This is a genomic window from Allosalinactinospora lopnorensis (genome assembly GCF_000981225.1).
Classification (GTDB): domain Bacteria; phylum Actinomycetota; class Actinomycetes; order Streptosporangiales; family Streptosporangiaceae; genus Allosalinactinospora; species Allosalinactinospora lopnorensis.
The window spans coordinates 219,746-231,302 of record NZ_LAJC01000001.1 but is presented as its reverse complement, the minus strand read 5'-3'; the positions used below and the strand labels follow the sequence as shown (position 1 = coordinate 231,302).

9 protein-coding genes and 2 pseudogenes are annotated in these 11,557 nt (G+C 69.1%); 4 read left to right on the top strand and 7 right to left on the bottom strand.

All coding sequences use genetic code 11. The features are described 5' to 3' along the window. Positions 1 to 131 precede the first annotated feature (131 nt). Both VS93_RS32800 and VS93_RS32370 read right to left on the bottom strand, forming a co-directional pair. Positions 132 to 425, bottom strand: a complete 294-nt coding sequence (locus VS93_RS32800) for an AAA family ATPase (RefSeq protein WP_338022658.1) — start codon at positions 423 to 425, stop codon at positions 132 to 134. After that, on the bottom strand, positions 422 to 550 hold the full coding sequence (locus VS93_RS32370; protein ID WP_269082779.1) for a hypothetical protein: 129 nt from the start codon (positions 548 to 550) through the stop codon (positions 422 to 424). The genes VS93_RS32800 and VS93_RS32370 overlap by 4 nt, the downstream gene beginning before the upstream one ends. Positions 551 to 1,113: 563 nt before the next feature. On the opposite strand from VS93_RS32370, the gene VS93_RS30840 reads away from it, so the two are divergent. Continuing rightward, positions 1,114 to 1,992, top strand: a complete 879-nt coding sequence (locus VS93_RS30840) for a hypothetical protein (RefSeq protein ID WP_046468123.1) — start codon at positions 1,114 to 1,116, stop codon at positions 1,990 to 1,992. A 377-nt stretch (positions 1,993 to 2,369) separates the two neighbouring features. Then, a pseudogene (locus VS93_RS33650) lies at positions 2,370 to 4,507 on the top strand (transglycosylase domain-containing protein). A 57-nt stretch (positions 4,508 to 4,564) separates the two neighbouring features. Here VS93_RS33650 and VS93_RS01020 read toward each other — a convergent pair. The 5 genes and pseudogenes from VS93_RS01020 to VS93_RS32790 form a co-directional block, all read right to left on the bottom strand. Then, positions 4,565 to 5,641: a prenyltransferase/squalene oxidase repeat-containing protein gene (locus tag VS93_RS01020; RefSeq protein ID WP_046468122.1), complete on the bottom strand. Its 1,077-nt coding sequence runs from the start codon at positions 5,639 to 5,641 to the stop codon at positions 4,565 to 4,567. Then, entirely contained in the window at positions 5,638 to 6,369 is a 732-nt protein-coding gene (locus VS93_RS01015) for a class I SAM-dependent methyltransferase (protein WP_046468151.1), read from the bottom strand. The genes VS93_RS01020 and VS93_RS01015 overlap by 4 nt, the downstream gene beginning before the upstream one ends. A gap of 26 nt (positions 6,370 to 6,395) precedes the next feature. Further along, positions 6,396 to 7,679 (bottom strand): glycosyltransferase family 4 protein, encoded by a 1,284-nt coding sequence (locus VS93_RS01010; RefSeq protein ID WP_046468121.1) that lies wholly within the window; start codon positions 7,677 to 7,679, stop codon positions 6,396 to 6,398. A gap of 348 nt (positions 7,680 to 8,027) precedes the next feature. Beyond that, positions 8,028 to 8,627: an MBL fold metallo-hydrolase gene (locus tag VS93_RS32795; protein WP_338022656.1), complete on the bottom strand. Its 600-nt coding sequence runs from the start codon at positions 8,625 to 8,627 to the stop codon at positions 8,028 to 8,030. Positions 8,628 to 8,788: 161 nt separating this feature from the next. Further along, positions 8,789 to 9,061, bottom strand: a pseudogene (locus tag VS93_RS32790) (MBL fold metallo-hydrolase); the annotation flags it as partial. A 493-nt stretch (positions 9,062 to 9,554) separates the two neighbouring features. Here VS93_RS32790 and VS93_RS01000 point away from each other — a divergent pair. Next, positions 9,555 to 10,142 carry a TetR family transcriptional regulator gene (locus VS93_RS01000; protein ID WP_236700264.1) on the top strand — a complete coding sequence of 196 codons (588 nt, stop codon included), beginning with the start codon at positions 9,555 to 9,557 and terminating at the stop codon, positions 10,140 to 10,142. Between the two features lie 772 nt (positions 10,143 to 10,914). Then, entirely contained in the window at positions 10,915 to 11,166 is a 252-nt protein-coding gene (locus VS93_RS30835) for a hypothetical protein (RefSeq protein ID WP_046468118.1), read from the top strand. Positions 11,167 to 11,557: the final 391 nt, after the last annotated feature.

The following is an 11,557-nucleotide window of genomic DNA, read 5'->3' as shown; positions in this document are numbered from 1 at the left end:
GGCCCGAGAAACCGAACACCGTCCGAATCGCTCCCTACCGACGGAGTATGGGAGGGGAGGTCGTCCGGAAACGCCGGTGAAGTGTGTGGTCGGGAACCGGAACCTCTCTTCGACGGATGCGTGGGGAAGCGTCATCGATTCATATCCGTACTCTCTGTGAGTTGTGAGCATCGACTCATAGGGCTCGCTTTCCTGAAGGACTGTTTGCGTTCGTTGTCACGTTCGTAGATTCCCGGGCAGGGAGGAGCAGCGGACACACGTCGGTGGTAGCGGAACTTCTGTGCCGCGATGTGAATGTGCTCCGGCGCGGGGCGCCTCTCCAGACGCAGGCAGCCCACGATGTCCGGGACGTCGCGATCGAAGAGGACGGTCCCGGTCTCCCCTGCCGCGCGCAGGCAGGAACGTAATTCCCAGCACGGCGTCATCTCGGCGACCATGTCGGGGTGACCCACGGCAGCGTGTGCCCGCCGATAGTGGTCCGCTCCTGGATGATGGCTCGCCCACACTCCTCGGAGTGTGCGTAGCCGGCCTTCTGCAGCCGGTCGATCAACGTACTCCTCTCGGCTCCTGGTTACGACGACGAAACGCACTGATTCCGAATGCGTGTGGAAAATCTTCCTTATCTGGCTAAAGAGCCGTCGTTTGTATAGAGAGGTCAGTTATCCGGTGCTATGCCGGTGCTCGCTCCGGCTACTCAGACCGTTCCGGGCCCGGCCTTCGAGAGAGACAGAGCCGGGGTGGCGGTGGTCAGCGTGTCCACGTGCCAGGCTGGAGCGGGAAGGGCGTTAATACCGCGGTGCCGGTGAGGAGAAGGGCGGGTATCGTATTGGCGAGCGTAATCGGCGGTTCCCTCCATAGCGCCGATCCGCCCAAGATTTCCGGTGAACCGATATACCCCACGCTGGCGTCATACGCACGCAGCCACATGGTGGGCGATCGAGATTTCCAGGGGGCGACCAACTGAGCGAGAGTAGATACGGCGAGGACGGGGCCGAGCCGCGTCCTCAAGCCGGGACGCCCGAGACACAGGACACTACTGAGGCCGAGACCCCCACTCCTCAAGGGGGTGACCCCGGCAGTGGCGTCGAAAGTACCGACGATACTGCCAGTGATGTGGCCGACGCGCGCCAGCAGGACCTAGACGACGCTCCAGAGCCGCCGAGGGATGAGGAGGAAGAGCCCTCGACGGACGCTGAAGACACGCCGCCCGCTGAGAACCAGGAGTCCGCAGCCGAGGTCGGTGCGGAGAATGCTTCCGGTGACCTCGACGATGCCGCGGACACCGAGGCGTCGGCTTCCGCCACCGCGTTCAAGGACAGCGGCAGCTTCTTCCGTGAGCGGGTCGCCCGCGCGCTGGCCGAGCAGGGGTACGACTTCAAGCAGGACGGCACCTGGGGCCAGCGGGACCAGCGGGCCTCTGATCCGGAGGAGTCCGCTCAGGAAGAGGCCGACGCGGACTCGGAGGAAGAGAAGACGGAAGAGCTGTCGCTCGCCGGAAACGACGAGGTCGGCACGGATCGGGAGGATCGTCCCGCCGGGGAGGGTCCAGAGGATTCCCAGCCGTCCACCGGTGCGACTGCGAACGAGCGCGCCACTGAAGACGCTGGCGCGGGCGCGGCTGAAGAGGCCGCGGAACCGGGCCCGGCCGCCGACGCCGAGGAGGACGAGGCGCGCGAATCCGCAGTGGCTGGCGAGTCCGCCGCTGCTGAGGAGCCCGTCGCCGATGAGCCTTTGGCTCCTTCGCCATATCCGACGCTTCCGCGGAGGCGCCCGTCGACGCCGGCCGGGCTGGGGAGGACCACGGGCCGGGGCCGGATGGCGCTTCGGAGAGTGCGGCTGGTGCCGACAGTGGGCGGGACGACCAGGAGAAGCCCCTTGGCCAGGAGGAGGTTGCGGAGCCTGCGGGGACCGGCGGTCCCGAGCCCGGATCGGACGAGACCGTCTCGTTCGAGGCCGCGGCTTCTGAGCACGACGACCCCGCTGGGGCGGTGACGGAGTCCCTCACCATCGCCGGCGACGAGACCGGTTCCGGTACCGGAGAGTCCGCCGATGTGCCCGGCGGGCCGGGCCCGGACTTCCCGACCCTTGAGGTTCCGGTCTCCGCCGGTTCCGACGCGGAGGGAGACGGCCGTTCCCCGACCGGGGACGCCGAGCCGGGGCCTGGTGATACCGGCGCCGATACCCGCTCCCTCCCCGAGCCCGACTCCGCCGGCTCGGCACCTGCCACCGAGGGCGCGGGCACCTATACGGCGCCTCCGCCCGGGCCCGCCGGAGCCGGTGCTCCCGCCGCGGCGACCGCCGGTGCAATGGGGTCCGGTGCCGCTCCTCCGCCCGGCAGCGGCCGTGCAGACGCGCCGGCGGGATCCGGGATGCCGGTCGTGGTCAAGAAGCCGGGGAAGGGTCCCGAACAGCCGCGGACGGCCAAGAAGTCGCTCTGGTGGCGGCTCGGCCGCGGCGGGCTCATCGTCGCGGGGATCTTCCTCGTACTCGCGATCGCCGGCTTCGGTGTCGCCTACGCGGTGATCCCGGTCCCGGACGCGGCGAAGGCCGATGCCACCGACCAGGGCTCCACCTTCTACTACGCCGATGGGGAGACCGAGTTCGCCGAACGGGGGGTCAACCGCGACCCGGTGAGTTTTGACGACGTCCCCGAGCCCGTGCAGGAGGCGGTCATCTCCGCTGAGGACCGGGGGTTCTGGACCGAGCCGGGCGTTTCCGTCAGCGGGACGCTGCGCGCCGCGTGGTCCACGCTCACCGGTCAGCAGCTCCAGGGCGGTTCGACCATCACCCAGCAGATGGTGCGGAACTACTACGAGGGCGTGAGCATGGAGCAGACGGTCTCGCGCAAGTTCAAGGAGATCATCATCTCGCTCAAGGTCGACCAGTCCAGGTCCAAAGAATGGGTGATGGAGCAGTACCTCAACACCATCTACTTCGGGCGCAACGCCTACGGGATCCAGGCTGCGGCCCAGGCGTACTACCACAAGGACGTCGCGGAACTGGAGCCGTCCGAGGCGGCGTTCCTGGCAGCGGCGATCCAGCAGCCCTCCAGGTTCGGCGCGGCGGACAGCAGCACCACACCGGCGATGGAGCACCGCTGGCGGTTCGTCGTCAACGGCATGGTCAAATCGGGGGATCTTTCGGAGGCCGAGGCCGAGGAGCTGGAGTTCCCCGCGCCCAAGGAGGAGACCCCGCAGACCGACCTGAGCGGGTACAAGGGGTACATGCTCCAGCAGGCCATGTCGGAGCTCGAGGATCTCGGCTACACCGAGGACAACATCAACCGGGGCGGCTACACGATCGTCACGACGTTCGACAAGGACCTCATGGAGGCGGCCAAGGAGGCCGTGGAGTCCACGGTCGACCCGGACACCCTGCCTGAGGGAGTCCAGACCGGTATGACCGCGATCGACCCCGCGACCGGCGAGGTCGTGGCGTTCTACGGCGGCAAGGACTACACCCAGAACCAGTACGACAGTGCCTTCCGAGGATCGGCGCAGGTGGGGTCGTCGGGCAAACCCGTTGTTCTGGCAACGGCGCTGAAGAACGGCTACAGCCTGAACAGCGTGATCGACGGGCGCGGGCCGCAGTCGATCAGCGGAACCCCGATCCAGAACTACAACAACGCCCCGGGCGGCCCGATGAACCTGATCGAGGCCACGCAGAAGTCGAACAACGTCGGCTATGTGAATCTCGCGATGGAGGTCGGGATCGAGGACGTCGTGCAGACCGCCTACGATCTCGGGCTCCCCGAGGGCAGTATCGGCGAGAACCAGGTGGTCCCCACGCTTGCGTTGGGAATCAACGACGCCGCCCGGTCGATCAGGCCAGCATGTACGCCACGTTCGCCAACGGCGGGGAGCACGTCGAACCGCACGTCGTCAAGGAGATCGTGAACCGCGAGGGCGACGAGCAGCGTTCCGAGGTCGCCACGAAGCAGGCCCTCACGGAGGGTGAGGCCGCCGACGTCACCTACGCGCTGCAGCAGGTGGTCAGCGGAGGTACCGGGACCGAGGCGCGGCTGCCGGACGGCCGTCCGGCAGCGGGCAAGACCGGGACCACCGACGACAGCGTCGCGACATGGTTCGCGGGGTACGTACCGCAGCTCTCGACCGCCGTGAGCGTCTACAACAGCAACAACGAGTCGTTCAGTGTGCCCGGATGGGGGGCGCTCTCGGGCGGTACGCTCTCGGCCACCATCTGGCGTGAGTTCATGACCAGGGCCATGGAGGGCAAGGAGGTCGAGGAGTTCCCGTCGCCCACCTACGGGGGGACGACTGAGAACTGGGCCCCTGATGTTCCCACGAGGGAGCCCGAGGAGGAGACGGAACCCGAGCCGCCCGAGGCGCCGATTCCGGAGGAACCCGAGCCGCCCGAGCCCGAACTCCCCACTCCGGAGGAACCGGTGGACCCCGGGACCCCTGAGGAGCCGCCGGGCGAGCCGGTCGATCCGGGGGAACCCGAGCCGCCCCCCGACGATCCGGGGGAACCCGAGACCACCGGCTAGCCGAGCACACCGCGGTGGCGGCCGTTGCGGCCGCCACCGACCGGCCGGTGGCGCGGGTCAGTAGACCAGCGCGGCACAGCCGCAGGAAGCCGGGTAAGCGGCCGCGACCTCCTCGGGAACATCGGTGAACACCCGTGTTCCCGGCGTCGTCCCGCTGAGCGCGTCGGCGGCGAGGATCACCGCGGCGGCCGTCCAGGTGCTGCGTTCCACCGGCCACTTCACCTTCTCGGCGAACTGGTAGCCGGTCCAGTAGGCGCCGTCGTCGGGGTCGCGCAGATGCTGGATGTCGGCGAGGAGCCGGATCCCCAGCTCGGTCTCGCCCATCGCGGCGAGCGCCAGTACCAGTTCCGAGGTCTCCGCTCCGGTGACCCACGGCTGGTCGCTCACACAGCGGATTCCCAGGCCGGGGCGGACGAACAGGTCCCAGCGCGCTTCGAGGCGCTCCTTCGCCCTGGCCCCGCGCACCGCCCCGCCGAGGATTGGGTAGTACCAGTCCATCGAGTAGCGGCTGCGGTCCGCGAACACCGACTCGTGTTCCGCGACGAGATGGCCGAGTTGCGCGGCCGCGAGTTCCCAGTCCGGCTGCGGACGCCCGAGCCGGTCACCGAGGGCCACAGCGCAGCGGAGCGCGTGGTGGATGCTGGCGCATGCGGTCAGCAGGGCGTGATCGCCCGACGTGCCGTCGGGGCTGCGCGCCCACTGGATCTCACCGCGGTCGGTGCGCAGGCTCAGGACGAATTCGACACCGCGGCGCACGGTCGGCCATAACCGCTCGGCGAACCGCTCATCGCCGGTGATGAGAACGTGGTGCCACACGCCGACCGCCGGGTAGGCGGCGTGGTTGGCCTCGCGGACCGGATCGGCGACCCGCGTGCCCCGGAGTTTGGCGGACCATGAGCCGTCGGTGTTCTGGCTGGTGGCCAGCCACAGGTAGGCGCGCCGTGCGGCCTCGGTGTGCCCGGCGGCCGACAGAGCCATCGCGCACTCCACGTGGTCCCACACGTCCAGGTGGCCGCCAGGGAACCAGGGGATGGCGCCGCTGGGCTCCTGGGTGTTGAGCAGGTATCCCGCGGATTGGGCGATGTCGTCGGCGCTGAGCAGGCCCGGCAGCTCGGGTACATCCCACGAGCTCATGCGGTTTCCTCGCTTCTCAGGGGTCTGCGCAGGTAAACGACCACGCTCTTGCCGATGAGAGGGTTGAGGACGCGTTCGGCGACACGGGTGGTCCTGGGCGCCTGCAGGATGTCCCACACGAGCAGCCGGTGGTAGGCCCTGGCCATCGGGTGGTCGTCGTTGTCGGGACCCACGGCGCACTTGATCCACCAGTACGGGGTGTGCAGCGCGTGGGCGTGGTGGTGCGGGCCGACCTCGAAGCCGGTCGCCTTGAGCTTCGCCTCCAGTTCGGCGCGGGTGTAGATGCGGACGTGTCCGCCTTCGACCGTGTGGTAGTCCTCTGAGAGCGCCCAGCACAGTCGTTCGGGCAGCCATCTGGGGACCGTGACGGCTGCGATCCCGCCGGGCCTGAGAACGCGGAACACCTCGGCCATGCCCGCGGTGTCGTGCGGGAGGTGCTCGAAGATCTCCGCGGCGATCACCCGGTCGAAGGACGCGTCGTCGAAGGGCATGTCGAGCGCGTCGCCTTTGACGGTATCGGCCTCGGTCGCGGCGGGGGCCTCGCCCTCGGTGCGCATGGCGGTGAACATGGTGGCGACGTCGGCGAGGTCGTTCTCGTTCCGGTCGAAGGCCACCACGTCGGCGCCGCGGCGGTAGACCTCGAACGCGTGTCGGCCGTTGCCGCAGCCGAGGTCGAGGACACGGTTTCCCGGACCGACGGGGAACAGGGTGAAGTCGACGGTGATCAGTGGTGACTCCTTGGGTCGTGCCGGCGTTACAGCCGGGCGGTGTAACCGACGGACCGGCTGTGTAGGCGGTCGATCGCCTCGGTGTAGCGGCGGGCGGTCGCCTCGGCGACCGCCCGCCAGGTGAACCGTTCCTGCACCCGTTGCCATGCCACTGCGCCCATCCGGGCGCGTTCGGCGGGGGTATCCAGGAGGGTGCCAATGGCGGCGGCCAGTTTTTCCGGGTCTCCGGGGGGAACGAGCCGCCCGGCCGCGCCGTCCTCGCCCACGACCTCTGGGAGCGCTCCCGCCCGGCTGGCCACCAGCGGTGTTCCGCAGGCCATCGCCTCCACGGCGGGCAGCGAGAACCCTTCGTAGAAGGAGGGGACGGCGGCCACCTGTGCCTCGGCCAGGAGCCGGCCGAGTTCGGCGTCATCCATGCCGCTGACGAAGGTGACCCGGTCGCGCAGGGAGAGTTCGTCGACGAGCCGGTCGGTGGGACCACCGGGTTTGGGTCTGCTGACGATTTTCAGTGAGACGTCGCGTTCGGTGGCGAGTTTCGCGGCCGCACGCAGCAGGGGTGCGACCCCCTTCAGTGGGCTGTCGGCGCTGGCCACGCACACGATCCGTCCGGGGATGCGCTCGATGCCGGCGTGTGGGTGGAAGAAGCGGGTGTCGACGCCTAGTGGGACGACGTCGATGGCGGAGCGGGGTGTCCCGAACTCCCGCACGATGTCGTCGGCGGAGGAGTGGGACGGTACCAGGATGGGGCGGAGGCGGCGCGCGACCCTGCCCTGCATACCGACGAAGCTGTACCAGCGGCGTTTGGAGAGCCTTTGCCATCCTTCGGCCTGTGCGAGCTCGATGCGCCGGTCGACGGTGATCGGGTGGTGGATCGTGGTCACGAGGGGGAAGCCGCTGTTGCGGAGGCTGAGCAGGCCGTAGCCGAGGGTCTGGTTGTCGTGTACGACATCGAACTCGGCCCGCCGGCGGCGCAGTTCGCGCAGCGCCCGCAGCGAGAAGGTGAGGGGCTCGGGGAACCCTGCGGTCCACATCGTGCCGACTTCGAGGGCGTCGATCCAGTCCCGCCATTGGGCGATCGGGGGAGCTTTGAAGGGGTCGGTGTCGTTGTAGAGGTCGAGGCTGGGGAGCTTCTCCAGCGTCACTCCCGGGTCGAGTACGGGATAGGGCTGGCCGGAGAAGACAGTGACGCGGTGCCCGAGTGCCGCCAGCTCGCGTGAGAGGTGGCGGACATAGACGCCCTGCCCGCCGCAGTGGGGTTTGCTGCGGTAGGACAGGAGCGCGATACGCAGGGGGTGGTCGGTATGCGACATATGTCTAACCCATCGGCGGCTGAGGAGTGGTGAGCGGGCATCGAGGTTCGCAGACGCGCGCTTGAGGTGTGGGGAGCGGGGGTCCGGTTGCGCTTTCCGGCTGGCGGGGGCAACACATCACCTCGTTCGTCGCTCGCGGTATCCGCTACCGCTGGTCACAGGGGCGGGACGGGGACGTCCGCGCGCCAGGACGGGGATGCGGAGACAGGGAGCCTGACTTGTGCGCGCCCCATATGTTACTCACCAGTTTATTAGGTGGTCGTAACAAGGCCGGTCGCCGGTACCCGGATCTTAATGTGTGCCGCGATGCCGGCGGTTCGGCCCCCGCCCCGTTCGGACGGCCGCGTGCTACCGCGCGGCGACCGTCTCGGCAGCGGAGGTCCACAGGAGGGTGGTGTTCGCGTCCGTCTCCCGCCTGGAGCCGCGCACGGCCCGACCGCGGCGCTCCAGTAACCGGAGGTGCGCCGCGGTCTCCGAGAGCGCGATCCGCCGGGCGAAGGTGTGCATGTCCGCCCACGCCTTGCGCCATGTGAGGGCGGTGGCGAGCTCCCACAGCGTTGCCGGTTCCGTGGTGAGCACACCGGACAGCTGGTCCAGGCGTTCCTCGTGGTGCGCGATGATCTCGTCGGCCCTCGCTTCGAGGTCGGTGAACCGGTGCTCATGGGCTGGCAGCGCTTCGGTCGCCCCGAGTTCGGGGATCTGGGCGAGAGAGTCGAGGAAGCAGCCGAGGGGGTCGCGGCCGGTGCCGTCGAAGGGGTGGAGGCCGACGTGCGGGGTGATGCGCGGCAGCAGATGGTCGCCGGTGAACAGGCGGCCGCTGTCCTCCAGATGCAGGCAGATGTGGCCCGGGGAGTGACCGGGGGTCCAGACCACGCGCAGTTTGCGGTCGGGGAGGTCGACGAGTTCCCCGTGGGACAGTTCACGGTCGGGGGGTTCCTGCGGTTCCATCCGCGGACCGAGGGCGGTGGAGGCCTCGACCTCTGAGTCGGGGCCCCGGCGAGCCGGAGCTGGCCGTTCTCGGAATCATGCCAGTCGGCAGCGCTGCGGGAACTGATGCGGCGGAGCATGTCGGCGTCGGCGTGGTGCATCGCGATCCATGCGTCCGAAGCCGCGCGCAGCCGTCCGGCCAGCCCGGAGTGATCAGGGTGGAAGTGGGTGAGGACCGCGCCGCGCACGTCGGCGACGCTCAGCCCGATCCGGCCAAGGCCGGCGGTCAGCGCCCGCCAGGATTCGTCGCTGTCCCAGCCGGTATCCACCAGGATGGGGCCGCCCCGGTTCTCCAGCACATAGGTCAGGGTGTAACCGAGGGGGTTGCCCGGGATCGGTACCGGCAGGCTCCATACGCCGTTGCCGAGGTCCTCCACCGGTGGCGTTTCGCGCATACGTTACGACCTTCCTGGACCGCCCTGAAACCGAACCGCATTCTAGACGAAGAAGGGGTGTGCCGGCGCGTTCGGCTGCCCGTCGGGTGGAGGAGTGTGCGGGGTCGGGCCGTGGCGCCCGGTCGGGGGCTCTGGGTACATTGATGATTACGATTAGTGGCCGATGTGTTACGGTCAAGTCTGCGATGCTCTTTTAGAACTGATTCTAAAGTGGCCGTCCCGTCGGTGCGGAGGCAGGCCGCCTCTACCGACATCTGCGACTTAAACAACACCTAATGAGGTCTTCTGCACAGTGGTTCGGCGCTGATTTCGTAGCCGATCTTTGGATAACTTGTTCTTGTAGGGCATAGGACCAACGAAGTCGCCGAACGAAGCAGACAGCGGAGCGTGGCGAAGGTGGCCCTCACCGGGCCGCAGAAGCGGGCAAAGGCGGCACATGCCGGCGGATGACGAGGATGGGAGAGGCATCGTGGCGGTCCAGGCGCCGATCGGTATGCGATCACGAAGTCAGAACCAGCGCCGCAAACGGATCGTGCAGAGCGCGGCGGCTCTGGCGCTGCGTGGCGGGGTCGAGGCCATGCAGATGCGCACCGTCGCCGAACGTGCCGGTGTCGCGCTGGGCACCCTCTACCGGTACTTCCCGTCCAAGATGGACCTTGTGGTCGCGGTGGTCAGCGAAGAGCTCGATCTGCTGGAGAAGAGCATCGTCCGCCGCCCTCCGAACGCGGAGACCGCGGCAGGGCGCGCCGTCGATGTGCTGATGCGCGCCACGCGCGGGCTGATGCGGGAGCCGGAGCTCGCCGACGCACTGGTCCGTTCGCTGATCATGGCCGAGGTCAAGACGGAGCTGGGCCAGCGCATCACCGATCTGCTGTGGCTCGTGGCCACCAGGGCGCTGCCGCCGGAGGAGGGCGGGCAGCAGGCCGAGCCCGACCGGGACAGTGCCGGTTACGTGCTGGCCGGTTCGCTGTCGAGCATCTGGTTCTTCGAGTTGCTGGAGATTCTCAAGGGGGACCGCGACCTCGAACAGGCGAAGCACCGCCTGGAGATCGCGGCTGAGCCGCTGCTCGCGGGCTTCTGAGCGGCGGCTCTCCCGGACCTGCGAGGGCGCGGTCCACCCGCCGCGCTCCCTGCTCGGGGAGCACGGCGGCAGGGAGCGGTCAGGGGTGGTGCCGCGGGTGAGTGGAACCGGCCGTGCGCCACGGCGGCTCAAGCATCCGGGGCGAGGAAGTCCCGGACACCTTCGAGGAACTGGGATACCGCTCCGTCCGAGGCAGGGGGGACGTCGTCGTCTTTCGACCCTTCGCTCTCCTCCGGCGGCCGCTCGTCCGGGGGCGCCTCGCCGCCCGTCTCCTCGGGGGCCTCCGGTGTTGACGGTGGATCGCCGGGCCGCCTGTCCGAGATGGGAGGGCCTGGTGCGGCATCGCCGCTTGGAGCAGGAGAGCGCGCGTCGCTCGTGGGGGCCTCAGCGGATGCGCTCGGCTGGTTCCGCGGTGTGGTCGGGGTGCCCTCCGGAGGAGACGCCAAACCCGGCGCCATGTCATCGCCCGACCCCTCGGCGGCGGGCGGAGGGGACGACGGATTGGGCGGGTCGGAGGGGACGGTGCCGCTGGGCGCTCCGGCCGTGAGAAGCGCAATCCCCCAGAGAGCCAGGGCGACCCCCACTGTGACCAGCCCGGATGTCGCTGAGACCGGCCAGCGGCGCCGGGATGCCCGCTTCTTCCCGCTCGGGTCGTCCTTCTCGCCGCTTGCCGGGACCAGTTCGGAGACGTGCTCCGGTCGGCGCCGGGCAGGGACGTCTCCCGTGGTGACCCGGTCGGACGGGGGATAGCGGGCTCCTCGCCGGTGTTCCCGTGACCAGCGGGCGCGGTCTCGGGGCCACCGGACGGCGGTTCCTGTCCAGGGGCGCCGCTCTGTTCGGAACGGTCCCGATGCAGGGGGAAGCCGTTGCCTCCCAGGGGCGCCATCGCCACGCCGAGCTCCTGACGCTCCGCCGCCTTCAGCGGATCGGTGCAGCCTCGGAGCACCCGGTCGCGCAACCCCTCCGGTGGATCGGGCGGTTCGAGCAGCGCCAGGAGTTCGCTGACGTCGGTGTGGTCCAGTAGGCTCCCGCCGGTGGTGCCGTGGTCGTCGTTCGGGGCCTGTTCGGTGCAGACATCGGCCGCGCGGCGCACGGCCGCACGGCAGAGCTCCCCGGTGATATCGGTGTCGAGGCCGAGGATCCTCGCGATCTGCGACGGCGACAGGCCGTGCCTCAGGTACAGCTCCAGCAGCTCACGCTGGCTCGGGGGAAGCCGCAGCGCCATCTCCACGACGGGGCGTTCGCCAGGGATCGTGGCCAGTTGGGCGTACGGTGAGGCCGGGCTGAATCCGCGCCGCTGGCTCGCGCTCCTGGCGAGTGCGAACAGCCACGGGCGGAGGTCGGAGTGGTCTTCCAGGTGATCGAACAACTGCACCGCGGACAGCAGCGTTTCGTAGACGGCCTCGTCCGCGCCG